24 protein-coding genes are annotated in these 25,753 nt (G+C 68.2%); 6 read left to right on the top strand and 18 right to left on the bottom strand.

The window, feature by feature from the left end; all coding sequences use genetic code 11:
• Positions 1-10 precede the first annotated feature (10 nt).
• The gene (locus ACW7G3_RS05165) at positions 11-1,288 is read right to left on the bottom strand and encodes an acetyl-CoA C-acetyltransferase (RefSeq protein ID WP_456981494.1); all 1,278 of its coding nucleotides are present in this window, start codon (positions 1,286-1,288) and stop codon (positions 11-13) included.
• 86 nt (positions 1,289-1,374) lie between these two features.
• Here ACW7G3_RS05165 and ACW7G3_RS05160 point away from each other — a divergent pair, with 86 nt between their 5' ends.
• Positions 1,375-2,256: a hypothetical protein gene (locus ACW7G3_RS05160; protein ID WP_456981492.1), complete on the top strand. Its 882-nt coding sequence runs from the start codon at positions 1,375-1,377 to the stop codon at positions 2,254-2,256.
• A gap of 36 nt (positions 2,257-2,292) precedes the next feature.
• Here ACW7G3_RS05160 and ACW7G3_RS05155 read toward each other — a convergent pair whose 3' ends face one another.
• From ACW7G3_RS05155 to ACW7G3_RS05140, 4 genes are all read right to left on the bottom strand, one after another.
• Positions 2,293-2,907 carry a superoxide dismutase family protein gene (locus tag ACW7G3_RS05155; RefSeq protein WP_456981490.1) on the bottom strand — a complete coding sequence of 205 codons (615 nt, stop codon included), beginning with the start codon at positions 2,905-2,907 and terminating at the stop codon, positions 2,293-2,295.
• A 95-nt stretch (positions 2,908-3,002) separates the two neighbouring features.
• Entirely contained in the window at positions 3,003-3,548 is a 546-nt protein-coding gene (locus tag ACW7G3_RS05150; RefSeq protein ID WP_456981489.1) for a superoxide dismutase family protein, read from the bottom strand.
• Between the two features lie 55 nt (positions 3,549-3,603).
• On the bottom strand, positions 3,604-5,037 hold the full coding sequence (locus ACW7G3_RS05145) for an MFS transporter (RefSeq protein ID WP_456981487.1): 1,434 nt from the start codon (positions 5,035-5,037) through the stop codon (positions 3,604-3,606).
• 34 nt (positions 5,038-5,071) lie between these two features.
• A complete protein-coding gene (locus tag ACW7G3_RS05140) occupies positions 5,072-5,812 on the bottom strand; it encodes an N-acetylmuramoyl-L-alanine amidase (RefSeq protein WP_456981486.1) in 741 nt (246 codons plus the stop codon).
• A 114-nt stretch (positions 5,813-5,926) separates the two neighbouring features.
• On the opposite strand from ACW7G3_RS05140, the gene ACW7G3_RS05135 reads away from it, so the two are divergent.
• Positions 5,927-8,917, top strand: a complete 2,991-nt coding sequence (locus ACW7G3_RS05135; protein ID WP_456981484.1) for an EAL domain-containing protein — start codon at positions 5,927-5,929, stop codon at positions 8,915-8,917.
• On the opposite strand, the gene glnA is transcribed toward ACW7G3_RS05135, so the two are convergent.
• Complete coding sequence (glnA, locus tag ACW7G3_RS05130) at positions 8,859-10,268, bottom strand: type I glutamate--ammonia ligase (protein ID WP_456974365.1); 1,410 nt, start codon at positions 10,266-10,268, stop codon at positions 8,859-8,861. The genes ACW7G3_RS05135 and glnA overlap by 59 nt on opposite strands.
• Positions 10,269-10,357: 89 nt before the next feature.
• Between glnA and ACW7G3_RS05125 the strand changes: the two genes are divergently transcribed.
• Together ACW7G3_RS05125 and ACW7G3_RS05120 are read left to right on the top strand one after the other, a co-directional pair.
• A complete protein-coding gene (locus tag ACW7G3_RS05125) occupies positions 10,358-11,152 on the top strand; it encodes an undecaprenyl-diphosphate phosphatase (protein WP_456981483.1) in 795 nt (264 codons plus the stop codon).
• A gap of 75 nt (positions 11,153-11,227) precedes the next feature.
• Positions 11,228-12,037, top strand: coding sequence for a DUF4377 domain-containing protein (locus tag ACW7G3_RS05120; protein WP_456981482.1), 810 nt, complete (start codon positions 11,228-11,230; stop codon positions 12,035-12,037).
• A 67-nt stretch (positions 12,038-12,104) separates the two neighbouring features.
• Here ACW7G3_RS05120 and ACW7G3_RS05115 read toward each other — a convergent pair whose 3' ends face one another.
• The 10 genes from ACW7G3_RS05115 to ACW7G3_RS05070 all read right to left on the bottom strand — a co-directional run bounded on the left by ACW7G3_RS05115 (position 12,105) and on the right by ACW7G3_RS05070 (position 21,626).
• On the bottom strand, positions 12,105-12,725 hold the full coding sequence (locus ACW7G3_RS05115) for a YbhB/YbcL family Raf kinase inhibitor-like protein (protein WP_456981480.1): 621 nt from the start codon (positions 12,723-12,725) through the stop codon (positions 12,105-12,107).
• 17 nt (positions 12,726-12,742) lie between these two features.
• Positions 12,743-14,839: a tetratricopeptide repeat protein gene (locus tag ACW7G3_RS05110; RefSeq protein WP_456981479.1), complete on the bottom strand. Its 2,097-nt coding sequence runs from the start codon at positions 14,837-14,839 to the stop codon at positions 12,743-12,745.
• A 55-nt stretch (positions 14,840-14,894) separates the two neighbouring features.
• Positions 14,895-15,893, bottom strand: a complete 999-nt coding sequence (locus ACW7G3_RS05105; RefSeq protein WP_456981832.1) for a YheT family hydrolase — start codon at positions 15,891-15,893, stop codon at positions 14,895-14,897.
• A 1-nt stretch (position 15,894) separates the two neighbouring features.
• A complete protein-coding gene (locus ACW7G3_RS05100; protein WP_456981477.1) occupies positions 15,895-16,713 on the bottom strand; it encodes a lysophospholipid acyltransferase family protein in 819 nt (272 codons plus the stop codon).
• Positions 16,710-17,072, bottom strand: a complete 363-nt coding sequence (locus ACW7G3_RS05095; protein WP_456974515.1) for a hotdog fold thioesterase — start codon at positions 17,070-17,072, stop codon at positions 16,710-16,712. Before ACW7G3_RS05095 ends, ACW7G3_RS05100 begins: the two co-directional genes overlap by 4 nt.
• Before the next feature lie 208 nt (positions 17,073-17,280).
• Positions 17,281-17,460, bottom strand: coding sequence for a hypothetical protein (locus tag ACW7G3_RS05090; RefSeq protein WP_456974353.1), 180 nt, complete (start codon positions 17,458-17,460; stop codon positions 17,281-17,283).
• 481 nt (positions 17,461-17,941) lie between these two features.
• Positions 17,942-19,912 (bottom strand): phospholipase D family protein, encoded by a 1,971-nt coding sequence (locus tag ACW7G3_RS05085; protein WP_456981476.1) that lies wholly within the window; start codon positions 19,910-19,912, stop codon positions 17,942-17,944.
• Between the two features lie 13 nt (positions 19,913-19,925).
• Positions 19,926-20,504 (bottom strand): YceI family protein, encoded by a 579-nt coding sequence (locus ACW7G3_RS05080; RefSeq protein WP_456981475.1) that lies wholly within the window; start codon positions 20,502-20,504, stop codon positions 19,926-19,928.
• The gene (locus ACW7G3_RS05075) at positions 20,501-20,977 is read right to left on the bottom strand and encodes a SixA phosphatase family protein (RefSeq protein WP_456974347.1); all 477 of its coding nucleotides are present in this window, start codon (positions 20,975-20,977) and stop codon (positions 20,501-20,503) included. The genes ACW7G3_RS05080 and ACW7G3_RS05075 overlap by 4 nt, the downstream gene beginning before the upstream one ends.
• 16 nt (positions 20,978-20,993) lie before the next feature.
• Positions 20,994-21,626 carry a nucleotide-binding protein gene (locus ACW7G3_RS05070; RefSeq protein ID WP_456974345.1) on the bottom strand — a complete coding sequence of 211 codons (633 nt, stop codon included), beginning with the start codon at positions 21,624-21,626 and terminating at the stop codon, positions 20,994-20,996.
• A 111-nt stretch (positions 21,627-21,737) separates the two neighbouring features.
• Here ACW7G3_RS05070 and ACW7G3_RS05065 point away from each other — a divergent pair, with 111 nt between their 5' ends.
• Positions 21,738-23,222 carry an AAA family ATPase gene (locus ACW7G3_RS05065; RefSeq protein WP_456981473.1) on the top strand — a complete coding sequence of 495 codons (1,485 nt, stop codon included), beginning with the start codon at positions 21,738-21,740 and terminating at the stop codon, positions 23,220-23,222.
• Between the two features lie 12 nt (positions 23,223-23,234).
• Here ACW7G3_RS05065 and ACW7G3_RS05060 read toward each other — a convergent pair whose 3' ends face one another.
• Positions 23,235-23,702 carry a hypothetical protein gene (locus ACW7G3_RS05060; RefSeq protein ID WP_456981472.1) on the bottom strand — a complete coding sequence of 156 codons (468 nt, stop codon included), beginning with the start codon at positions 23,700-23,702 and terminating at the stop codon, positions 23,235-23,237.
• A gap of 187 nt (positions 23,703-23,889) precedes the next feature.
• Here ACW7G3_RS05060 and ACW7G3_RS05055 point away from each other — a divergent pair, with 187 nt between their 5' ends.
• Positions 23,890-24,663, top strand: coding sequence for a hypothetical protein (locus tag ACW7G3_RS05055; protein ID WP_456981471.1), 774 nt, complete (start codon positions 23,890-23,892; stop codon positions 24,661-24,663).
• A 28-nt stretch (positions 24,664-24,691) separates the two neighbouring features.
• Here ACW7G3_RS05055 and ACW7G3_RS05050 read toward each other — a convergent pair whose 3' ends face one another.
• Positions 24,692-25,696 (bottom strand): hypothetical protein, encoded by a 1,005-nt coding sequence (locus ACW7G3_RS05050; protein WP_456981470.1) that lies wholly within the window; start codon positions 25,694-25,696, stop codon positions 24,692-24,694.
• Between the last annotated feature and the right edge of the window lie 57 nt (positions 25,697-25,753).

Here is a 25,753-nt window from a genome sequence, read left to right as displayed (position 1 = left end):
GCGCTCCAGGTCAACGCTCCAGGATGGCCACCACGCCCATGCCGCCCGCGGTGCAGATGGAGATCAGCGCCCGGCCACCGCCGCGCTCGGCCAGCTGCTTGGCCGCGGTGGCCACCACCCGCGCACCGGTGGCGGCGAATGGATGTCCTGCGGCGAGCGATGAGCCCACCGGATTGATCTTTTCCGGATCGATCCGGCCCAGCGGCGCATCCAGGCCCAGCCGGCTGCGGCAGTAATCCTCGCTTTCCCACGCACGCAGGGTGCACAGCACCTGGGCGGCGAAAGCCTCGTGGATTTCGTAGATGTCAAAGTCCTGCAGGGTCAGGCCGTTGCGCGCCAGCATCTCGGCCACGGCCACGGTGGGCGCCATCAGCAGGCCTTCGCCATGGACGAAATCGACCGCCGACACATGCGCGTCGCGCACCCAGCACAGCGGCTCGTGGCCATGCGTGCGCGCCCATTCGTCGCTGGCCAGCAGGCAGGCGGCGGCACCGTCGGTGAGCGGGGTGGAGTTGGCGGCGGTCAGCGTGCCGCGCCCGGAGGCGCGGTCAAACGCCGGCTTGAGCGTGGCCAGCTTGTCGATCGAGGTGTCCGCACGCAGGTTGTTGTCACGCGCCACGCCGCGGAAGCTCACCACCAGGTCATCAAAGAAACCGCGCTCATATCCGGCCGCCAGCTTGCGGTGCGAGGCCACCGCCAGCTCGTCCTGCGAATCGCGCGAGATATTCCACTGCTTGGCCATGTCCTCGCAGTGCTCGCCCATCGACTTGCCGGTACGTGGCTCGGCCACGCCGGGGAAGTCCGGCTTCAGCTCGCGCAGGCGGAAGCCCTTGAAGGCAGCCAGTTTGTCTTTGGTGCCCTTGGCCGCAGCCGCGGCCAGCAGGCGCCGGCGCAGCTTCTGCCCGTACACGATCGGCACGTCGGAAGTGGTGTCCGAGCCCCCGCCGATACCGGCTTCGATCTGCCCCATCGCGATCTTGTTGGCCACGGTGATGATGCTGTCCAGCGAGGTGCCGCAGGCGCGCTGCAGGGTGATGCCCGGTGTCAGCGGCGACAGGCCCGACGACAGCGCCGCCTCACGGCCCAGGTTCCAGTCGCTGGAGTGCTTGATCACCGCGCCCATCGCCACCTCGCCCAGCTGCTGGCCGTGCAGGCCGAAGCGTTCGACCAGCGCGCCGAGCGTGCGTACCGACATGCCAAGGTTGCCTACGTCCGCGTAGGCGGTATTGCGGCGGCAGAAAGGGATACGGACGCCGCCCAGCACGGCGACGGGACGGGTTTGCTGCATCGGGGAGCACCTCACGGCAGAGCCCATCGGCCTTGACGGGCATAATGTTGGCCATCTTAACGCCGGGCCGGTTGACGGCAAACGCTATGACCCAATCAGGGCTGAACCCCACCCGCTGCGTACGCGGCGCACTGGCACTGGAACGCGTGGCGGCCGAAGCACCGGGCGCACTGTCGCTTGCCCAGGACCAGGCCGGCGCGCTGGCCGCGCTGATCGCCCGTGACCTGGCCGCCTTCACCACCGATGTGGGCGACCTGGACCTGTGCATGGTGGCCGCCCATTACGATCCGGCCGAATTGCTGCGCCCGGGCTGGCCGCTGCACGAAGAGCTCGCCCAGCTGTCGGCGCGCGCGCCCGGCGACGCCGGGGGCCGGGTGATCGCTTTTGGCAGCCACGAGGGCAAGCTGCCCGGCACCCTGACTCCGAATCCGGCCATGGCCGAAGGCCCGCTGCGGCTGGTGCCCTTCGTCCTGACCGGTCCGGCAGAGGCTGTCGACACGGTCGGCGAAACGTTCGAAAACCAGCTGCTGGAACGCGGCATGGCCGACGCCGGCAGCGCGTTGCTGGCGCAGGAAGCGTTCGGGCTGCAGGTGGAGCACGCCCGCTACCTGACCCTGCACGACCTGTGCGCGATGACCGCGCTGCAGTACGACCATGCGGGCCTGTCCCGGGTCTGGCCGATCCTTGAAACCGCGCTGCTGGCGCCGCAAAAGGATGCCTGGCTGGATATTCCGCCCGAGCCGCTGCTGCGCTACGTGGACGGGGAAGTACGCATCGCGATGTTCTCACCCGACCACTGGCGCCGCCACTATGGCGGCGACGAGCAGGACGAGGCGCGGCTGGCCCGCGGCTATCTGCACTTCGAAGCCCGGCAGCGGCAGATCACCGCCCTGCTCCAGGCCCATGCCATCCCGGTCACCTTCACCCACTGCCGCAGCGACGGCGACCCGCGCGAGGAGCTGGCCTGACGGTCGCTCCCCGCGCGCGCCTGGTGGCTCGCGCCGTTACTGCGCTTCGATCACGCCACAGGCCAGCCGGTCGCCGGCGCCGCCGGTGGGCTGGGTGACGTAGTCATCGGCATCGGCGTGCACGATCACGCCCTTACCGACGATGTCGGCGGCACCGCCATCGCCCAGCGTGGCGCCGTGCAGCCAGCGATCGACCTGGGCCACGCCTTCGTCATTGGCCATGAGGTTGTCGCTGTCGCCCACGTGGTGCTCGCCCTGGCCGGCACGACCATGCTCAGCGTCTTCGGGGTTGAAGTGGCCTCCGGCGCTGGTTGCGTCAGGCGCGCTGCAATCGCCGGTTTCGTGCACGTGGAAGCCGTGCTCGCCACCTGCCGACAGACCAGTTACTTCGCCGGTCACGTGGATGTTGCCGTCGACCACGGCGAACTGCAGCTGGCCGCCGGTGTCGTTGCTTTCGGTCGGCGAGAGCACGGCGATCGCCATGCGTTCGGCGGTATCGACCGGCTCGGCCACTCCGGTCTCCATGCCGGTCTCCAGGCCGGTGGGCGCCGTCGCAGGCGGGGTCGCTTCACCGGCTGGATCGGAAGAAGGTCCGCAGGCCGCAAGGGCGAGGACCGCGGGGGCGAGAAAGAGCAGATGGATCGATCGCATGGGCTGTCTCCAGTGGGATGCCAAGGTGCCGCCAGCATACATACGCAGGAATTCATGCAGCGTGTTCGCGGCCCGTTGGCGACGTGCCAGCCGCGTCACTGCCCGGCGACGATCTCGCCACAGGCCACCCGCGCGCTGAATGCACCAGGCGTAGCGCCGAGCACCAGCAGCGCCCGGCCATTGATGTCGTTGGCCGAGCCGCCGCCCAGCACCGCACCCGGAATCAACAGATCAACCTGGGCCACACCGCGGGCGTCGGCAAAAATCCGGCCCGGGGTACCGGTGACCGCACCACGCTGGGCATAGCCTTCCAGCGGATCGAAGAAAGGGCCGGCAGTGCTCGCATCGGCGGCGCTGCAGTCACCCTTTTCGTGCACCTGCAGCCCGTGCGCCCCGTGGGCCACCAGACCGCCGACCTCCCCGGTCACCCGCACCGCACCGGCTTCCGCCCGCAGTTGGACCTGTCCGCTGACCAGACTTCCCGAAGCGGAAGCGAGGTTGGCGGTCGCCGCGGCGAATGTTCCTGCCTGGGCAAACTCGACCGGCTCGGGCACGGCGACGGGCAGTGGGCGCGGATCGGGAGTGGAAGAACAGGCCGACAACAGTGCGGCCACGGCAGAGACAGTCAGCAGAAAACGCATGGCCGGAACTCGCAGTGGAACGGAGGCAGACGATACCGCTTCCCCGGTCCGCACTTCATGAACGGATCCGCCGCCGTGCCTGGCGCGCGGCAGGAGGAGAGGGCCGCGTCAGTCGCCAGCCTGCCCAGACTCCCAGGGCAGCAAAAGGCAGGCCGCTGGCGAACACCCAGGTGACCGCCTCCTGGGCGCTCACCACACCCGGCGCGGCACCGAAGCCGACCGCGTTGGCAGCCACCCCGGCGATCGCCGCGCCGACCGCACCGCCGGTCTGGCGTACGGCGGTGAAGGCCGACGCACCGATGGCGCGCTCCTCATCGGCCAGCAATCCGAGCATGCGCCGGTTCATCAGGCTTGATGACAGCCCGAAGCCCACGCCCATCACCGCTGCCGACAGCACCACCACGGTGAGCGGCGCGCTGCGCAGGGTCAGCATCATCAGGATCAGGCCCAGCGCGATCAGCAGCGAACCGGAGCGGATGCAGCGCCGTTCGCCGGCTTCGCTGGAAACCCCGGCCACGAAGAACGCGGCCAGGGTCCAGGTCATGGCCTGGGCGGCGATCACGTAGCCGGCCCAGAGCGGTGACAGACCACGCAGCGCCTGCAGCAGCGCCGGCCCGTAGACCGTGAAGCCCATGGCCGCTGCCATGAGCGCAAACATTGCCGCGTAGCCGGCGCCCACGGCGGTGCGCGGATCACCCGCCAGCCGCGGCAACAGGCGCACCGGCGCGCGCGCATCCAGCCGCAGCACGCCGACCAGCACGGCCAGGCCCAGGCCCACCGCCAGCGCCGTCAGCCACTGGGCACGCAGGAGGTCCGCCAGCGCCACCAGGCTCACTCCCGCAGCCAGCGCCACCAGTTGCCGCATCGGCACCCGCCCACCACGGCGCGGCGGCGCAGTGCCCGCCAGCAGCCAGGGCGCCACCAGGCAGAACAGCAGCGCCTGGGCGGTGAACAGCCAGAACACGCCGCGCCAGTGACCCGCCTCGGCGAACAGCCCTCCCAGCAGCGGACCCAGCAGCGTGGCCACGCCCCACACCGCCGCCACCGCGGCAAATATCCGGGCCAGATGGCGCTCCGGAAACAGCAGCGCGATCGCCACCATGGCCATCCCCGAGACCCAGCCGGCACCGACCCCTTGCACCAGCCGGCCAATCAGGAAGGTTGCCATGTCCGGCGCCAGTGCGCCCAGCAGGCAGCCGGCGGCAAAGGTGAGGCCGGCCAGCAGGGTGGCCCGGCGCAGCCCCAGCAGTTCCGACAGGCGACCGGCGCTGGCGCCGGCCACGATGGCGCCCAGCAGGAAGCCCGCGGTCGCCCAGCCGTACCAGGCCTGTCCGCCAAGATCCCGGCCGACGCTGGGCATGATCGTGGCGGTCACCAGGGTGTCGGCGGCGTTGAGCCACACTCCCAGGAAGACCACCACCAGCCGCGGCGCCCGACCTTCTGCGAACAGGTCCGCCCAGCCGGTGCGTGAAGCGGAAGCACCGGTCACGGGATGCCGCCCGCCCCCTGCACCGGCGGCTTGCTCAGCGGGTGACTGCTGGCGATTGGGTCAGCGCATGCAGGATGCGCAGGTCCTCGGCGTCCAGCTCCATGCCCTCCATGCCGCGGAAGCGGTGGCGGAACGCGCGGATGGTGGCTTCCGGGGCATCGACCGGATAGCCGATCAGCTGCAGCGCCTGCATCGGGTCGAAGCCTTCCGGCGGATCCACCATCAAGGCGGGATCGGGCCAGACGCCGAAGCCTGCGTCATGCAGCCGCTTCCACGGAAACAGTGGACCCGGATCGACCTTGCGCACAGGTGCCAGGTCGGAATGGCCGATCACGTTCTCGCGCGCGATGCCCCAGCGGTCGGTCAGGTCTTCCAGCAGCACCAGCAGGCTGTCGACCAGCGGTTCGGTGAACGGCTCGCTGCCGTTGTTGTCCAGCTCGATGCCGAGCGAGAACGAGTTCACATCGCTCATGCCGCGCCAGCTGCCGGCACCGGCGTGCCAGGCGCGGTGCTCATCGGCCACCAGCTGATACAGGCTGCCGTCCTTGCCCACCAGGTAATGCGAACTCACCCGCCCATGGCTGTTGGCCGTACGCAGGGTGTGCAGGCTCTCTTCCACCGAACCCTGCTGGGTGAAGTGGACAACGATCAGGGTTGGCCGACGGACGTCGTGGTTTTCCGACGCCACCCACTGCGCCATCGGGTTGCGCGGTGGCGAATGGGTACACGCTGCAAGCGCCAGCGCGCACAGCAGCAGGACGGTGGTTCGAAGCATTGGGCGTTTTCTCCAGTCCGGCAGGACATTAAAGCCTACCCGTCCACGCCCGGCACCTTCAGCCCGGTTCCGGACAGCCCTCAAGCTGCCCGCGTTTCGACCGATATCATCAATATGTCGAACTGTGTTGCCATGCAGCCCGAAGGCCAGATGGTGGCGTGGCACCAGCAGCTGCTGGAGGCCGGGAGCGCTGCAGAACTGGTAGCGGCCCTTGGTAATGCCGCATCTCCGGCCACTGGCCTGTCCCGCCTATGGCTGGTTCGGGAGCCGGACCAGGCCGCGCTGCCAGCCGGAGGGCAGCTCACATTGCCCAGCGTCGATGCGCGTGCCGCCGCGAGCCGGGCTGTGCAGGCAGCGGTTCCCACCACCGACGCCGCCACCGGCCTGATCGTTGTGCCATTGCCAGCCAGCTGCGCCGTCGCGGTAATTGAACCGTCACCGGGGCGTGACCCCAACGGCCTGCTCGCAGCCTGGGAAACGCCGTTGCGGACGTTTGATTGCCTCCTGGCCCGCGAACTCAGATTGGCGGCGCTTTCCCATGAAGTTGTCCGGTTGCAGCACTCCGAACACCTGCAGCGTGCGCTGTTCGCCATTTCCGAACTGACTGTATCCAACCGCGACATGAGCGAGGTGCTTCGCGGCATTCATGACATTGTCGGCACGCTGATGTATGCGGAAAATTTCTTCATCGTTCTGCGCGACCCTGCGGCCGACACCATCGAATTCCTGTATTTCGCCGACGTCCAGGATCCGGTGCCGTTCCGGGGCGAAATGCCGCTGGATAACTTTCGCCAGTCCTACACCTGGCACGTGCTGCATGGCCGGCGCGCATTGCGCGGCAACGCCGAGCGGCTGGCGCAGTTGGTGGACGGGCCGTTGCGGGCGGTAGGTACCGACTGCGTCGACTGGCTGGGTGTGCCGATCCTGCGCGACAACGTGGCGCTGGGTGCGATCGTGGTGCAAAGCTACACCCCCGAAGCGGGCTTTGATGCCGAGGACCAGGCGCTGCTGGAATTCGTCGCCAGCCATATCCTCACCGCGCTCGAACTCAAGCGCAGCACCCAGCTGCTGGAGCGAAACGTCGAGGCCCGCACGCGGGAGCTGGCCGCGGTCAACCAGGCGCTGCATCAGCAGGTGCGCGAGCGCGAGCGCGCTGAGCGCCTGCAGGCGGCGCTGTACCAGGTCGCCCAGCTGGCGAATGCTGATATCGATTCCGGACAGTTCTTCACCAGAATCCATGAAATCGTCGGCCGTCTGCTCAACGCGGACAACTTCTTCATCGCCCTGCTCTCGGAAGACGGTCAGCGGCTGGACTTCCCTTATTACGTCGACACGCGAACGCAACCGGCCCGCAAAGGCCGCCTGCTGGGCCGCGGGCTGACCGAACTTGTGCTGCGCAGGGGCAAGCCGTTCCTGGGTGGTCAGGCGGACCTCGATGAACTGGAGCGCCGGGCGGAGATCAGGTACCAAGGCGGCGGCGGGCCACGCGCGCTGTGCTGGCTCGGGGTGCCGCTGAGTTCGGGCGCCCAGGTGATCGGCGTCGTGGCGGTGCAGAGTTATACCCCTGAGGTCCATTACACCTCCGCCGACCAGGAGCTGCTGTCGTTCGTGGCCTCCCAGATCGCCACCAGCCTGCTGCGCCTGCGCGCGGCCGACTTCCAGCAGCAGGCCTACACCCAGCTGGAGGAGCGGGTGGCCGAACGCACCGCTGAACTGAGCCTGCAGATCCGCGAACGCGAGCGGATCCAGAAGCGGCTGCACCATGAGGTGATGCACGATGCGCTGACCGGCCTGCCCAACCGCGGCCACCTGCACCGGCGCATCAATGATGCGTTGCTGCGCGTGCATTCGCGGCCGGGTTACCGCTGCGCGCTGCTGTACCTGGACGTGGACCGGTTCAAGATCATCAACGACAACCTCGGCCATCTCGCCGGCGATGAATTCCTGCGCGAGATCGCACGACGCCTGCAGGCGTGCGTGCGCCAACCCGACCTGGTTGCCCGACTGGCAGGCGACGAGTTCGTGATCCTGCTTGAGGAAGTGGTGCTGGACGAGGCCGGCCAGCCGTCCGTGGCAATCGCGGTCGCCAGGCGCGTGCTGGATCTGTTGACCGAGCCGCTGGTCCTGGCCGGCCGCACGCTGGAGCCATCGGCAAGCATCGGTATCGCGATTGCCGACGAACGCTACCGGCAGACGGACGACCTGGTGCGTGACGCTGACACGGCCCTGTATCGGGCCAAGGCGGAGGGCGGCAAGCGCTGGCAGGTGTTCGACGATTCCCTGCAGCGCTCCGCGGTGGATGAGTTGACCATGGAAACCGAGCTGCGGCTGGCGCTCAAGCGCGATGAGCTGGAACCGTACTTCCAGCCAATCGTCAACCTGGCCGACGGCACCGTGGTGGGCCACGAGGCGCTGATGCGCTGGAACCATCCCCAGCGTGGCATCCTGCGGCCCGGCGACTTCCTGGAAGTCGCCGAAGACAGCGGGATCATCGATGCCATTGACTGGCGCATCTTCAAGCGCGCCTGCGCGCTGGCTGCATCCGGTGGCGGCGACACATATGTGTCGATCAATGTCTCGCCGCGACACCTGCTCCACACCGATTTCGCCACCCGCCTGCTGGCGCTCCTCCAGCGCACGGGACTGGCCCCGTCGCGCCTGCGGATCGAGGTCACCGAAGGCACCCTGCTCAACAACCCGGAACAGGCACGCGGCATCCTGCAGCGGCTGCAGGAACATGGCGTCGGAGTGGCGCTGGATGACTTCGGCACCGGCTATTCATCACTGAGCTACCTGCACACCTTCCCGCTGCGGATGCTGAAAATCGACCGCACATTCCTGGCAGCGCTGGACAGGCACGACAACGCCGCGGCGGTGATCGTCGCAGTGTTGGCGCTGGCCCGGGCGCTGCAGATGGATGTGGTTGCCGAGGGAATCGAGTCCGAGGAGCAGCGCGCGGCGCTGGTGGCTCTTGGATGCGGGTTCGGACAAGGCTACCTGTTCGGTCATCCCCAGGCGGTGCGGTGCGGGCGGAAGGCCGGCCCGCTCAGGCGCCGTAGTACAGCTGGTACTCCAGCGGATGGGTGGCGGCGCGGAACTTCGTGACCTCCTGCATCTTCACCGCGATGTAGCTGTCGATGAAGTCGTCGTTCATCACCCCGCCGGCCTTGAGGAACTCGCGGTCGGCATCGAGCGCTTCCAGCGCCTGATCGAGCGAATGACACACGGTGGGAATCAGCTTCTCTTCTTCGGGCGGCAGGTCGTACAGGTCCTTGTCACTGGGACCGCCCGGGTCGATCTGGTTACGGATGCCGTCCAGGCCCGCCATCATCAGCGCGGTAAAGGTCAGGTAGCCGGACTGGATCGGGTCGGGGAAGCGCAGTTCCACGCGCCGCGCCTTCGGGTTGGACACGTACGGGATGCGGCAGCTGGCCGAGCGGTTGCGGGCCGAATAGGCCAGCATCACCGGCGCTTCGAAGCCGGGCACCAGGCGCTTGTAGCTGTTGGTCGATGCGTTGGCGAAGGCGTTGATCGCGCGCGCATGCTTGAACACGCCGCCGATGTACCACAGCGCGGTCTGGCTCAGGCCGCCATAGCCGTCACCGGCAAACAGGTTGGCCCCGTCCTTGGTCAGCGACTGGTGCACATGCATGCCGCTGCCGTTGTCGCCCACCAGCGGCTTGGGCATGAAAGTGGCGGTCTTGCCGTGGCGGAAGGCGACGTTGCGGATCACGTACTTCATCGCCAGCAGCTCGTCGGCCTTCTTGACCAGCGAGTTGAAACGGGTGCCGATCTCGCACTGGCCGGCGGTGGCCACCTCATGGTGGTGCACTTCCACCGGGATGCCGATCTGCTCCAGCGTCTTGCACATTTCCGCGCGCAGATCGTGCAGCGAATCCACCGGCGGCAGCGGCATATACCCGCCCTTCACCCCCGGCCGCAGCCCGCTGTTGCCGCCCGGATACTCACGCCCGGAGTTCCAGTGCGCCTCTTCCGAATCCACGTGGAAGAACGCCTGGCCCATTTCCACCGCGAAGCGCACCGAGTCGAACACGAAGAATTCCGGCTCCGGGCCGAAGAACGCCTGGTCGGCAATGCCCGAGGATTTCAGAAACGCTTCGGCGCGCCGGGCAATGCCGCGCGGATCACGCGGATAGGCCTGCATGGTCGATGGATCCAGCACGTCGCACACCAGCGACAGCGTGGGATGGGCCGGGAACGGATCGACGAAGGCACTCGCCGGATCGGGCAGCAGCACCATGTCCGACTCGGCAATGCCCTTCCAGCCGGGGACCGAAGAACCGTCGAACATCACCCCGTCTTCGAACAGCCCGGGCTCGACGATCGAGGCGGGATAGGTGATGTGGTGCTGGGCGCCGCGCATGTCGGTGAACCTGAGGTCGACGAATTCGATGCGGTGGTCCTGGATCAGCTTCTCAACGGTGTCGATGGGCATTGGCGTTCCTGTGGGGACGGGTATGCAAAGGATACCGCCGCCGACCGTCGCGTATCCTTGCCGGCCTACAAAAAAATCTGCCCGCCGCCGTGTCCGACCTGTTTTCCGCCCTGCTGCTGGGCATCATCGAAGGCCTTACCGAATTCCTGCCGGTCTCCAGTACCGGGCATCTGCTGATCGCCCAGCACTGGCTGGGCCCGCGTTCGGACTTCTTCAACATCGTGATCCAGGCCGGCGCGATCGTGGCCATCACCCTGGTGTTCCGGCAGCGGATCTGGGAGCTGGCCAGCGGCCTGGACCAGCGCGCCAACCGCGACTACGTGCTCAAGCTGCTGGCGGCTTTCGCGGTTACCGCGGTGGTCGGCCTGCCGGTACGGCTGGCCGGGTGGGAACTGCCGGAAACGGTGACTCCGATCGCCTGGGCGCTGGTGATCGGCGGGATCTGGATGATCGTGGCCGAGCGGGTGGCCGAGCGTCGCGGCGACCGCATTGATGTGACCTGGACGGTGGTGGTGCTGGTGGGCCTGGCGCAGGTGGTGGCGGGCGTGTTTCCCGGCACGTCGCGTTCGGCGGCAGCGATCTTCATGGCCATGCTGGCCGGGCTGAGCCGGCGCTCTTCGGCAACCGAGTTCGTGTTCCTGGTGGGCATCCCGACCATGTTCGCCGCCAGCGGCTACACCTTCCTGGAGCTGTGGCTGGACGGCGGGCTGGGCGATGAGGCCTGGGACGAAGTGGGGCTGGCATTCGCCGCCGCTACTGTCACCGGCTTCCTGGTGGTGAAGTGGCTGCTGGGCTACATCAGATCGCACCGCTACACCGGGTTTGCCGTCTACCGGATCATCCTCGGTGGGCTGCTGCTGATGTTCATGCCGGCCGGCAGCTGAACCGCGCGCGTTGCGGGTAACCCCTACGCGGCGCCCTGCTACGTTTGCCCCTTGGACCCCTTCAGGAGAACCGCAATGGCCCGACGCCTGTCCCTGTTTCTACTGCCGCTTGCCCTTGCTGCGTGCAGCGCCCAGCAGCCTCCTGCCGAGCCCCGGCAACCGCCGGCGCCGCAGCCGGCCGCTGAAAGTTCCGCCGCTCCCGGCGCCGCTGATCTGGGCGCCTGGCACTGGCGACTGACGGACGCGGTGGATGCGACCGGCAAACGCATCGACGCCCTGTTCGCTGATCCCGGGCAGCCGCTGCAGCTGGATTTCGACGAAGGACGCGTGGGCATTTCCGGCGGCTGCAACCAGATGGGCGGCTCGTACCAGTACGAAGGCGCCAGCCTGCAGGTCTCGCAGCTGGTCCAGACCCAGATGGCCTGCGCGCAGCCGCTGATGGACCAGGACGCCGCAATCAGCAGTCTGCTGCAGGACGATCTCGTCCTGGCCACGGAAGACTCCGACCCGCCGCGCATGGAACTGACCGCGGCGGACGGCTCACGGCTCTCGTTCCAGGGCGAACCGACCGCCGACACCCGCTACGGCGGTCCGGGCGAGCGCATGTTCCTGGAGGTCGCCGCCCAGCGCCAGCCGTGCAGCCATCCGCTCATCAATGACATGCAATGTCTGCAGGTGCGCGAGCTGTCCTACGACGATGCCGGCCTCCGGAGCGGCGAGCCGGGCGAGTGGCAGCCGCTGTACGAAGAGATCGAGGGGTATCAACACCAGCCCGGGATCCGCAACGTCGTGCGCGTGTACCGCTACAACCGCGACCCGGTTCCTGCCGACGCGTCATCGATCGTGTACGTGCACGACATGACCGTGGAATCGTCGCAGGAATAATGCAAAACCCGCCGTCCTTCCCTGTCGCACTGCGAAGGAAGAGGACGGCGGGTTGCGGTGTTCCGGCTCAGCTGGTGCCGTGCAGCTTCGGGTGCAGGCTGTAGGCGCCGTAGATCGCCGCTTCGGCCAGCACATGGCCGTGCATGGCGCGATGCACATCAGCCGCGGTGAACTCCTGCGGCAGGTCCAGGCGCTCCGCATCCAGCGCAAACACGCGGAAGAAGTAGCGGTGCATGCGCAGGTCGTTGCCCGGTGGGTAGGGGCCGTCGTAGCCGTGCCACTGGCCGCCCATGTCTGGATCACCCTTGAACCAGCTGGTGTAGTCGTTCAGCCCCTGGCGGGAACCTTGCGGCCCAGGCGGGTTGCTTTTGCCGGGTTTGGTGATCCCGTCGCTGGCACTGCCGGCGGCGATTTCGCGCACATCGGCGGGGATATCGGCCATCACCCAGTGCACGAAATCGGTACGCGGCTGGTCGGCCGGGATCTCCACCCCTTCCTTGCCCACCATTTCGGCCACGGTGGGCACATCCGGGTCCACGCACACCAGCACGAACGAACGGGTCCCTTCCGGCACGCCGTCCCAGGCCAGGTGCGGATTGCGGTTGCCGCCGAAGCCGTCCGGCGTGCCCATGGCGAACTCCACGGGCAGCGGCCCGCCGTGTTCGAAACTGTTGCTGTGGATGCGCATCGAATCTCCTTGCCTGGTCAGTCCTGCGGATAACCCAAGCGTACCGCTACCGGCGTCAGCTCAGCGAATGCCTCCGCCAGCGGCGTGGCATAGGCGCGCCAGTGGCCGGCTGCAAAGCGACCCCCTCCGAAAAGGCCTTCCGGCGGCTGCGGCAGCGTGGTGCCGAGGGCTTGCGCCAGCTCAGCGGACGTCGCCCGCGGCGAGTTGACGGTTTCATCCAGGCGCAGCAGCTGGTGGGGATGCAAGCCATCCACGTGCAATCGGGCGATGTGCTCAAGCGCGGAAGCCAACCATCGCGCGGCTGCCTCGGGGGTTCCCAATTGCAGCGGGAGCGGCGCCCCATTGGCCAGCCAGTCCAGCAACATGTCGCGCGGGTCGCGCAGCGCTACCAGCAGCCGCGCCTTTGGCAGATACGGTCCGATGGCATCGAGCAGCGCGTTGTCCCAGTGCGGCAGGTAATCGATCACGGGCGCATCGGCCGCAAGGCCGCGGCCGGCAAGCGCTTGCCGCCAGCCGGCCACCACCTCGGCCGGATCCAGGCTGCCATCGGCGATGCGGCGAGGCGTATCCAGCCGCTGCAGCGGATCAGCCGGCGGGCGGGTGCCGAAACGGTCGGCGCGGAATCCGGGCACCACGTCATCGAGCAGACGCACCACGCCCGTGACCCCGGAACCCGGCAGTCCCACCAGAAAAATCACTGCCTGCGAGTCCTTGGCCACGGCTTCGGCGGTGATTGCCTGGGACAGGGGCGCATCGGCGTCGGTCAGCGTCGGCAGCGGCAGCATCACCTGCCCATGCCGCGCCTCGGCCGCCGCGTGCCCCTGACTCCAGGCACGCACCGCGCCAGATGCGTCCCCGGCCATGTCGTGGGCGCGCCCCAGCCAGCTGTGCCGGGTCCACAGGTGCTGGTCCTCCTCCCCGGCGCTTTCCAGCAGGCCGCGGGCGAACTCCACCGCCGCCTGGGGGTCGCGGGCCCCGAGAAGGTCCAGCAGCCGGGCCTGCGCAGCGGCGTGGCCGGGATCCACTTCCAGCAGCCTGCGAAGGCTTGCTTCAGCCGCCTGCAGATCACCGGCAGCCGCGTGCAGGCCGGCCTGAATGTGGTGGGCTTCCGCAGAATCGGGATGCGCGGCGAGCCAGCGTTCAAGGACCGCCTGCTGTGCGCCAGCGCCGGTTTCCACCGAGAGTCGGGCGCGCCACAGCAGTGCTGCTTCCGGCGAGGTGGACAGCAGTGCTTCCAGCGTATTGCGCGCGCCTTCCGCATCGCCCAGCCGGCTCCAGGCCTGCATGGCCAGGTCCAGGCTGAGCTCGTCACCCGGCATCGCCGCCAGCGCCCCGCGCAGCGCGTCCAGCGCCCGCTGCGGGTCGCCAAGGCGCAGGGCCAGGGCACCGGCGAAACGCCGGGTCTCGGGCGAAGCCTGCCCAATGTCCAGCAGCGGCTGGACCTCTTCAAGGGCCTCGGCATGGCGGTCCTGGCGGAACAACAGCTCGGCCAGCGGTCGCCTCAACGCATGATATCCGGGCCGCAGCTCGCGCAAGCGGCGCATGGCCTGCTCGGCGAATGCGACATGCCCATTGGCCAGGTAGATGAAGGTGGCCGAATTGAGCACCTCCACATTGTCGGGAGCCGCCGCCAAAGCCGTGCTGATCTGCGACAGCGCCTTGGTCGCATCTCCGCGGCCCAGGGTGATCATTGCCTCGACCGAACGCAGCACCGGATGCTCCGGGTCCAGCCGCGCGGCTACCACCGTCCTGCGCTCGGCTTCATCCAGATCACCGCTGCCCAGGGCGATCTGCGCCTGCACCAGGTATGCACCCAGCTGGTTCGGATCCAGCTCCAGGGTCTGCTGCAACGCTTCGCGTGCCTGGCTGACATCGCGGCTGCCGAGCAGCAGGCCGGCCCGGTGGAAGTGCAGGTTCGCATCTTCAGGAGCGATCGCAAGCGCGCGGTCGATCGCTGCCAGCGCGCCCTTCCCGTCACCACCCAGCCGCAGCGCTTGGGCCAACAGGCGGTAGGCCCCGGGATCGGAGGAATCGGCGTCAATCGCCTGGCTGGCAGCGGCAATTGCTTCTTCGTGCGCGCCGCGTCGCAGCGCATCTAGGATCTGTTCGTGCATGGAATCGGAGCCGGATCATCGCCACAAGGCGCGGCCGGTCATTGTAATGAAGCGGCTAGCCGGTGGCGGCCCGCTCAAGCCGCGTTGCCATCCAGCGCTCGGCATAGCCATCCAGGCGGGCGTTTTCGATAAAACCGCAGTGCCCGCCCCAGGGCACGATATCGAGCTGGCCCAGCGCCGGCAGCCGCAGGGCCCGGAAGCCGTCCACCGGAATGACCGGATCATCCTCGCTGGTCAGCATCCACGCCGGCAGCTGCAGCGCCGACAGGCGTTCGCCGGCAATCGAGTAGCCGTCGAAATAGGCGTCCAGGCTGCCAAATGCGGTGTGCTGCAACACCAGCTGCTCGGTCAGCTGGCGCATCCCCAGCTTCAGGGTGGAATCGTCGTAACCGTGCAGGTCGGGGAACAGCTCGCGCTTGCGCACCAGCGAGCGCCGCCACTTGGCTTCGAAGTGCCGCAGGTACAGCGGCATGCCCTGTTCCATCTGCACCAGGGTCAGGGCCGGGTCGAGCACCGGGCATACCGCGGCGACCCCGGCCAGTTGCAGCCCCGCGCCCGGCGCGCGCAACGCCAGCCGCAGGGCGAAATTGCCGCCGAGCGAATAGCCGCCGGCCAGCATCGGCCGGGCCGGAAAGAGGCGGGCCAGGTCCAGCGCGGCATGCACCACTTCATCGATCAGGTTGGAGTGGAACAGGTCGGGATTGAGATGGTGGGAATCGCCGTGATCGCGGAAATTGAGCCGGAACACTTCGAATCCGCGCTGCAGCAGGTCGGCCCCGGTCAGCGACATGTAGCTCGATTCGGCGCTGCCCTCCCAGCCGTGCAGCAGCAACACCAGGCCGCGCGATCGAGCGCCGGGAATGGCGCTGTGCAGACCCTGCAGGCGCACCCCGTTGCCGCCATCGAGGATATGGCTGGTGGTCAGCGCGCCGGTGGATGCCAGCTGCAGCGCGCCGCGGCGCCGGCGCCACGCGCTGGTGCCAAGGAAGGACTGGACATGCGCGCTGCGCAGCCAGCGTGGAGGTGCGAAGTCCACTCGTTCACCGGGGGCCATGTCAGTCATCCAGACCGGCCATGGCGGCCACGATGCGCTCGCGCGCCATTTCGGCCAGGCGCCGCCGCTCGCCCGTTTCCCCCGCGGCAATCGGCTCCAGGAACATCACATCACCCACCCGTCCCGGCTCGCCCAGCAGACGGAAGAAGTTACCGGCAAAGCTTTCACCCGGGGCGAACGCCACCACGGGCTGCGCGCTGCCACCCTCGCCGTAGCGCAGGGCCACCGGCTGCACCGGCACCCCGGCTTCCACCGCGGCGGTGAAAATGCGGGCGTGGAACGGCCCGATCTCCTGCCCGCCGCGGGTGCGCCCTTCCGGAAACACCGCCACCGGGCGGCCGGCCCTGAGCCGTACCAGCATTTCCTCCAGCACGCCGCCCATCGATTCCTGGCTACCCCGCCGATGGAAGATGGTTTCCCCGCGCGCCGCCAGCCAGCCAACCATCGGCCAGCCGCGGATCTCCTGCTTGGCCACGAAACCCATCATGCGCTGGCTGTGCATGGCCAGGATATCGACCCAACTGACATGGTTGGCGACGAACATGACCGCGCCCTCAAGCGGCGTACCGACCCGGCGCAGCCGGAACCCGAACACCCGCATCAATCCGCCCTGCCAGGCGCGGATCCCGCGATGGCCGAGCGGTTCCCCGCCGGGAAGGCGGATGCGCGCGGTCAGCGGACTGAGCAGCAGCAGCAGGATTGGCAGGTGCACCAGCAGGTGCCACACCAGCATCGGCACGCGGTACCCATAGCGCAGCGCACGCAGGGCGCGACTGCCGGCCCCCGGGGTGGCGGCAACGGAAAGTCGTGACTGGCTCATGCGGGCAGCGGCACCACCGCCAGGGTCAGGCGCGACACGCAGACCAGGCGTCCGGCGTCATCCTCGATCCGGATTTCCCAGACCTGGGTGCTGCGGCCCGCGTGCAATGGCCGCGCCGTGGCGGTCACCGTGCCACTGCGCACGCCGCGCAGGTGGTTGGCATTGATCTCGATGCCCACGCATCCCTTGCCCTCGGGCGCCGCCAGCATTCCAGCGGTACTGCCCACCGTTTCCGCCAGCAGCACGGACGCGCCGCCGTGGAGCAGGCCATAGGGCTGATGGGTCCGGGCGTCGACGGGCATCGTCGCGCGCACGTAATCTTCACCAATTTCGGTAAAGACGATTCCGAGCGGCTCCATCGCCGTGTTGCGGGAGCTTGCGTTGAGTGCTTCAAGCGTGGTTTGGCGCCGGAACGGCGACCTGCGCTGCGCGCCTGCAGGCGCGGCTGGGGAGGTAGGGGTATGGGGCTGGTTCATGGACGCCACGATACCCAAGCTTCGGCTCCACCGGCCAGCACGCCGCGCAAAAAACTCCGCGCCCTGCGTCCGACCGGGAGCCGGATGAAAATCAGATCAGGCGAAAGCGCGGAGCGGCCGAACCGCCGGCGTAACGGCGCTTGTGGAAGTAGCCGCTGCTGTTGCCGTAACCGATACCGAAATCCCGGGTGCGGGGTTCGGGGCGCGCCGGAGGAAGCAGGACCGGGCGGGTAGAGGCGACGAGGCGGCTGGAATGGACGTTGACGTTCATGGTGGCTCTCCTTGGATCTGTTCTGGTGGGTTGGTGCTGCGGTGTATTGGTAGACTACTACACCTAGACGAGGCGCCATGTGCCAGAAGTCATGGGTGGCGAAAAAATGTTCTTTTCCCCAAGGCCGCAGAGGGGGTCTGACAGGTCGCGGGGGCCGGGTACCGGGATGTCTGGATGCGAATGTCCCCCGGCGACGGGCTTTGCCCGCCGCCTCCTCCTTGATTTCGCATCCAGACACCCCGGCACCCGTCTGGAAAGCACGCGGAGATAAAGCCCGGTCCCGGCCGGACAACCCCGGCACATGCACGCCGCACGCCGAGTCCCGACGTGGTCGGCAGGCCTTCGCGGCGAAATAAAGGAGGAGGCATCCGCCTTGGCGGATGCCGGGGGACATTCGCAGCGAAGGCCTGCCGGCCGCGTCGGGACCCGTCAGCCCACTGCGTTATAAATCGAAGGACCAGCTACCCATACCGACAGATACCTACAAAATCGGCACCAGCCCCGCCCCAAACGCAGTAGTGATCCGCGTCATGATGCTGCGCCACCCCAGGTTGACCTCGGGGAAATCCCCGACAGGCTCGTGGCACTCCCGGAACCCAGGATCCCCCGGCAAAGGCGGTGGCAGCGGGCATTCCGCACTTGGCACGAACTGGTAACTGGTCGCATAGCGCCTGGGCCAGAAATCGAACACCGGACTGCTCTCGAACGCCTTGTTGAGCGAATAGCCCAGCCCCGACAGCACCCGCGTCCGGTCACGCGGGGCGATGGCCCAGGAGTTTTCCGGGGAGATATCACGGCGGATGCTGTCAGCCAGCGCCTCGGCAAAACCCGCATCCGCAATGATCACCGCGCTCTCGGTATTGAGGTTGTCGCCACGCGGATCGAAGTTATGCGTGCCCACCACCCCGATCCGCCCATCCACCACCAGCGACTTGGAATGCAGCCCCACCCGTACCCCGGCCCTGCGCAGCGGCACCGGCTGGTTGACGCCGATGCCCGCCCAGCGCAGCGCCGAATACTCCCGCTCCAGCGGCAGCCGCGGTGCAGCCGGCCCGTCCTCGCCCTGCCACTGCGCCTGCCGCTGCGCCGGCTGCGGCCGCACCGTGACATCGGGCCCCGCATCGCGCGTCTGGATCTGCACCGTACCGTCCGGGTTCCAGGCGATGTCCACCGCACCGGTGGCATCCACGTCCACCGGCGCATCGAGCGGGAACGGCTTGTATTCATAGATCCGGAAACCGAATTCGCGCAGGTGCCGGCGCCGGTACTTGTACGACATGGCGTAGGTGAGGAACGCGTCGGTGGCCGCCAGGCTGTTGGTGGACACGATGATCTTCGGGGCATCTTCGCGCGCATGCAGGCTGCGGAACAGATCCCGCGCCGGTTCCGACAGCACCAGGTACGGCGTCTGCAACAGCACCTGGTCGCGCGCGCCCTCGATGACCTCGCGCATGCGCATCGTAGCGGGAGCCTCTTCTTCCCAGGCGGTCCGGTGCTTGTCTGGGAGGTCGGCGATGAATTCCACCTCGCCCACCGGCAGCACGGCTGACACCAGCCGCGTGGCCAGCAGCTGGGCGTCATCGGCATCGCGCGAGATCGCGGCCACGCGCGCCGGCATGCGGTATTCGGCGGCGGACAGCGCGGGCGCCCCTGCGTCCAGCAGGTGGCGGGCCACGTCCTTGAGCTCAGCCAGCGGCGAGGCCCAGCGCGAGTGCCAGAACGCCTCGAAATTCTCCGCCATCGCCAGCGTCGCCGGCCCGGCGACCAGGATGTCGCGGTCGCGGAAATTGTAGGTGTCGTCCCAGTCGAAATAGGTGTCCTGGTAGTTGCGCCCGCCGGTGATGCCAACCAGGCCATCCACCAGCAGGATCTTGTTGTGCATGCGCCGGTTGAGCTGGCGCCAGCAGCATGCGGCGGCAAGCACGTATTGCGGATAGCTCAGCTGCGCCCGGCCGAGGACCGGGTTGTAGATGCGCATTTCGAAATTGACGTGCAGCGCGGCCAGCGCCGCCAGCGTGTCCACGTAGCGCAGCGCCGACAGTTGATCCACCAGCACCCGCACCCGCACGCCGCGTCGCGCCGCGGCCACCAGCTCGTCCAGGACCAGCCGGCCGGCATCGTCCTCATCGAAGATGTAGGTCTGCAGTTCGATGCTGCGCTGTGCGCTGCGGATCAGGTCCAGGCGCGAGAGCAGCGCGTCCTGGCCGTAATCCATCAACAGCACATAGTGGAGTGGATCGGCCGGCGCGCTGCCGGCATGGGCTTCGACCCCCAGCGCGCGCAGCGGCGAAGGACGCGCGCAGGCGGTGTCCGGCTGGTCGCAGTCGACCCTGGCCTCGCGCGCTTCGCCGGCGATCTGCACCGCCTGCGCGCGCTGCAGCTCCGACAGCCCCGCGCATCCGCCCAATGCCGGCACCAGCAGGGCCAGCAACAGCCATCGCCACATCACCATCGCCACATCCGGCTCATGGCGTATCCGGCTCGCGTGCCCACAGGCTGAGGTGGAAACGGACCCGGTCGCCCAGCGCCAGTCCCCAGCGGTCCATGCCGTAGTCGCTGCGGGAAATGTCGCCCTCGACCACCACCGGGCAGTCCAGAAGCGGCTGGTCGCAGGCCGCGGGCAGGATGGTGAACACTTCCTCCCGGCGCAGCCCGCGGATGCCCACGATCCCGCCCAGCTCCCCCCCTTCAAGCAGCAGCTGCGCGGGGAAGGGATCAGACTGCATCTCCACCACCGGCCAGCGCTGGACGTGGAAAAAACCATCCCCGCGGGTCAGCCGGGTATGGCGCGGCTGGTCGATGATCTCGACGCTGGTCGCATCCAGGACCATGCGTACCTGGCGCTCGCCGCCGGGCATGTCGACCACAACGCCGCGATAGGACGGAAACACGCCTTCCAGGTGCTGGCCCCAGCGGGTGCGCAGGACAAAGCCCACCTGTGAGGACTGTTCCTCAATTACCAGATCCGCACCGCCTCCTGCCCCGGCCGGAAACGGCAGGAGCATCGGAAAGCAGGCGATCAGCAGCCAGGCACGTCCGGTCACGGACACCAGAAGGCGGACAGCGCGGCGGCGCCCGGTTCCACCGGGGCGCCATCGGCAAATTCCAGCACCGCAATGCCGGCCGGGGGCATGCCGCGGAACTGGCTCGATTGGCCGCTGTTGAGCAGGGCCACCAGCCGCTCCAGCCCGGGGTTGTGGCCTACCACCAGCAGGCGGTCGACATCGCTGCTGGCTTCCAGCAGCCCCACCAGGGTGCCGGGCGTGGCCTCGTAGATCCGGTCCTCCAGTCGCTGGTCCACGTAGCCCAGCAACGAGAGCACCGTTTCCAGGGTCTCGCGGGTCCGCCGGGCCGGTGAATACAGCACGCAGTCGGGCACCAGCCGGCGCCCGGCCAGCCACTTCGCGGCGGCCTCGGCCTCGGCATGTCCATCCGGCGACAGCGGCCGGTCCAGGTCGGACTGGCCGGGAAGCCCCGGCTCAGCGTGGGCATGACGCAGCAGGATCAGTTCGCGCATGGCTTGCAACTCTCCGTTATCCCGGCAACCAGTCAAGCAGTGGCTGCCAGTCTTGCTGGTGGTCACGCGCCTTGCGCGACTGGTAATCAAACAGGCTCCGGCCCAGGCCGGTCAGCACCACGTAGGCCTGGCTGTCACGCAGTCCGGTCACGGTGGGATAGGGCCATTCGGCAATCGCTTCCATCGCCCGCTGCGAGGCGTTGGTCCACGGGCGCAGGCGGTTGCCCACCAGGCCCACCGGCAGCTCGCCGCTGCGCACCCGCGGGTGTTCGATCAGGCTGTTGAGGAACGGCACCGTGGCGTCGATATCCAGCGTGGACGGGAGCACCGGCACCACCACCGCATCGGCGTTGTCGAGCCACACGGCGAGGTCCGCGCCCATCGCGCCGGCCCCGCCATCCACCACGACCTGGTCGGCATCGCCGGGCAGCGAGTTCCACACCGACTTCTGCCGCCGACTGCCATCGAGCGCCAACACCGCGCTGGCCATGTACGAGCGGCGCTGGGCCCAGCGCATCGACGACCCCTGTGGATCGGCGTCGATGAGCACCGAGTTCAGGCCGGAAAGCGCCGCGTGGGCGGCAAGGTGGGTGGCGATGGTGGTCTTGCCCACCCCGCCCTTGGAACTGGCCACCAGAACCGTTTTCATGCGCGCGAAACCCCGGCCGGACAGATCAACCGAGAGTACACCGGGGCGACAGCGGCGGCGAGGCCGGGGTCTGCTATCTTCACGCGCCTGCCCACCTCCGGCCTGTCGCAAATGAGCCAACTGCAGGACCTTGCCGCGCTGATCCGCGCCGGCACCCCGCTGATCATCATCGAAACCGCGGACGAGCCACAGGTCGTGGACATGTTCCGCCAGACCCTGACCCGGGTGTGGCGGGCCATGTACCGCTGGACCATCACCGAGGGCCTGCGACGGGTTGATCTGGACGGCGAGGACCCAGCCGAGGTCGCCGCCGACGTGGGCACCACCCTGCGCACCATCCGCGCGGCCGACCAGCGCGGGGTCTACCTGCTGCTGGATTTCCACCCCTATCTGGATTACGCCGGCAGCCAGCGGCAGATGCGCGACATCCTGCAGCGCCGCGACTGCCTGCCGCACACCCTGGTGCTGGTGGGCCACAAGGTTGAACTGCCGGCGGAACTCGAGGCCAAGGCGGTCCGCTACCGCCCGCGCCTGCCCGATGCCGTCGCCCTGCGGCGCATGGTCATGGAGCAGTCCCAGGCCTATTCGGCCGAACATGGCGGACGCCGGGTGGAGAAGGACCCCGCCGCGGTAGAGCGCATCGTGCGCAACCTGCAGGGGCTGGGCCTGGGTGACGCCCGCCGGATTGCCCGCCAGCTGATCTTCGACGACGGCGCCCTGGACGAGAACGACCTGCCGCAGCTGGCGAAGCTGAAGTTCGAGCTGCTCAACCGCAGCGGCCACCTGCACTACGAATACGACACCGCCCAGTTCAATGATGTGGCCGGCGCCCGGCGCCTGAAACGCTGGATCGAGCAGCGCCGGCGGGTGTTCACCGAAGCGGATCCGCCTGCCGGACTCGACCCGCCCAAGGGCATGCTGCTGCTGGGCGTGCAGGGCTGCGGCAAATCGCTGCTGGCCAAGGCCGTGGCCGGCGGCTTCGGCGTGCCGCTGGTGCGGCTGGATTTCGGCACCCTGTACGCCAAGTACCACGGCGAGAGCGAATCCAACCTGCGCGCCGCGCTGGCTTCCGCCGAGCAGCTTGCCCCGTGCGTGCTGTGGATCGACGAGATCGAAAAGGCCATCTCATCCGGCGGCGAAGGCGACGGCGGCGTGTCCCGACGGGTGCTGGGCTACCTGCTGACCTGGATGGCCGAGCGCAAGGCGCCGGTGTTCATCGTCGCCACCGCCAACCAGGTGCAGGACCTGCCCCCGGAGCTGCTGCGCAAGGGCCGCTTCGACGAGATCTTCTTCGTCGACCTGCCCACCGCCGATGTGCGTGCCGAGGCGTTCTCGCTGCATCTGGCGCGGCGCGGCTTCGATCCGGCCACGTTCGATCTCCCTGCCTTGGCCGATGCCGCGGAGGGCTTTTCCGGGGCGGAGATCGAACAGGCGATCGTCTCGGGCCTGTATGCGGCCCACGCCGCCGACCGGCCGCTTGACGCTGGGCTGGTGCTGGAAGAGATCAATGCCACCCGGCCGCTGTCGGTGGTGATGGGCGAGCAGGTGAGCGCGCTGCGGAAATGGGCCTCCGGCCGCACCGTTCCGGCCGACTGACACGAGTCCTGTCTAAGGCACCTGCTGCACCTGCGCCTGGCCATCAACCACGGAATAGACGAACACATACGTAAGCCGCAACGGCACGGGCTCGATGTCGACCCCCTCGCCCTCGCACGCGTCATTGGGCTGAACGCCGGCCGGGAAGCGGCACACCTGGCCGCTGAAGAACTGCCAGTTGCGGACGGTCTCCACGGCGCTGGTGATGAACTCCGGCTCCACCGGCCCGGTCCGGCATTCGGTGGCCTGCGTGTTGTGGCGGGCGCTGGTTACCTGTCCTTCGATTCCCACCACCAGCTCCACGCACACTTGCCGTGAATTCAGCGCGCGCTCCAGCAGGCCGGGCGGATAAGCCGGCATCGGCTGGGTCCCAACGGGCGCGGCTGCGAACAGCGTTTCGTTCTCCGACACCTCGATCGTGGGCGCACCGAACGGGATCAGCAGCCCCGCTTCCACCTCGCCGGCCGGCGTTGGCGCCACCTGCGTAGCGCACGCTGATAACGCCAGCACAAGTAATGCGGGACAACAGAACCTGGCTTCCATTCCACGCTTTCTCTGGTCTTCACGGGATCCGTGTGCGGCCATCATGCCGCACCCCTGACCCGGCCATGATTTCCGGCAATGCAGCCTTGGCATACTTGGGCCACGACAAACGCAGGAAGCGCCCATGATCAGATCCCGCTGCATACCCGGCATCGTCCTGGCTGCAATGGCCTGGACCACGGTTGCCGCCCAGGAGCACCGCGTCGCGCCGGGCCCGGACTGCATCGATGCCCGGGGGCTGGTCGACGTGCACCAGGCCGATGCCCACACGCTGGCGATGCGTGCCACGGACGGCACCCGCGCACTGGTGGAACTCGGCATCGACTGTCCCGGCATCGTCACCGGGGCCAACGTGACCACGCTCGGGCACGGCGGCTGGCTGTGTGGTGCGCCCGGCGAAGCGGTGCGCTCGGGATCGCGGAGCTGCCCCATCGCCATCGTGCGCGTGGTCGACACCCGCGAATACGCGGAAGTTGTGCGCAGGGCCCGGGAAGAGCACATCAGCACGTTCGACCCGGTGGTGGTCTCCGCACCGCGACAACGCGGCTTCGTGGGCACCACCGACTACTGCCTGCGCGTGGACGCCCTGCGCGGCTGGCAGGAGGACGTTGCCGGACTGCGGGTGGAAGTGTCTCCCCGCCGCGCGGGCGGCAACCGCCATTACCGGATCGAAACCGACGGCGGCTGCGGCAACATGACCAATGCGGAAACCCTGCGCCTGGTGTCAGGAATGGGGTTGGGCATGGTCTGCGGCAATCCGGGAGACCGGGTGGTGTTCGATCGCGCGCAGCCACCCGCCGCCGCGGGCGTGTCCGGGTTTCCCAGGCCGCTGATGCAGGGGAACCTGGCGTCGCTGCATGGCTGCCGGATCAGCCGCCTGTATCCCATAGATCACTGACAGGCCCTGCACGCTTTGCCGCGAAAGATTACCGGCCTGGCTGCCAGCCAGCCGGCGGCTCAAGCGGCACGCCGGCCTCGGCCAGGATGCGTTCGATTAGGTCCTGCTCGGTGCGTACCTGCGGGTCGGCCAGCAGGCGGACGAACTGGGGAACGCCATCCCGCTCCTGCGAACTGGCGATCCGCCCCCACTCCGACATCTGCCAGTCCATCCGCCGCCGCAGCGCCTGCGCTTCGGCACGCTCCGACGCGTTGCCGGCCATGCGCTCAAGCATGCCGATGCCCAGCATGCGTCCCAGACTGGTATCGGAAAACCCGACCAGTATCCGGGCGATATGTGCGCAGTCGGCAGCACGTGCGGGCACGGACCGCAGCGCAGTGCCATCTCCGCAAGCGTAGGTGAGCGGCTGCAGGGACGGGATTGCCACCGCCGCCCAGAGCGCCATTGCGCTGTCGGCGGCGAGCTCTTCCACCGTGCCGCCCTCCCCCATCAGCACGCTGCGCTCCGCCGCACTGGGCGGATGCCGCAACAGGGCCGACTGGATCCATCGCACCTGGTCATACATGTGCAGGTCGAAGCGGCGCAGGTCGCGGGCCCTGGCCAATGCCATCTCCGCGCCGCCCTCAAGCAGCAGCAACGGCGCGATGTTGTCGGGCTCTGCCTGGGCCCAGCGCCGTGCGGCTTGCTCACGCAGTACACCGCCTGCCTCAGCGCCCATCATCAGCATTGAGTTGGCAATCACATCGGTGCCGGCCTTCTGCGCCGCCGCCTGGCGCCAGCCCGCGGTGGTGGCGTCCCCGCCTATCCGGCCCTCGGCATCGATGTTGGCCATGTCCTGCAGGATCGCCGCCAGCGCAAGGTCACGCGGCTGGCCGCTTGCGGCCAGGAGCACGGCGGTGCGCTGCTGGTAGTTGCGCCACACCCGCTCGGCAGCAATCGCCTGCACATCCACCTGGCCGGCAGGTACGGAAGGCTGCTGGGCCTGAAGCGGCAGCGAAACGGCGAACAGGAGAACAAGCAGCGGCCTCAACATGGATCGGATGCTCCGGGCAGGACGGGGATGGGCGTCATGATGACAACGTTCGTGTGA

The organism is Luteimonas sp. A478 (assembly GCF_054052025.1).
This window is presented reverse-complemented; position numbering and strand designations above follow the sequence as displayed.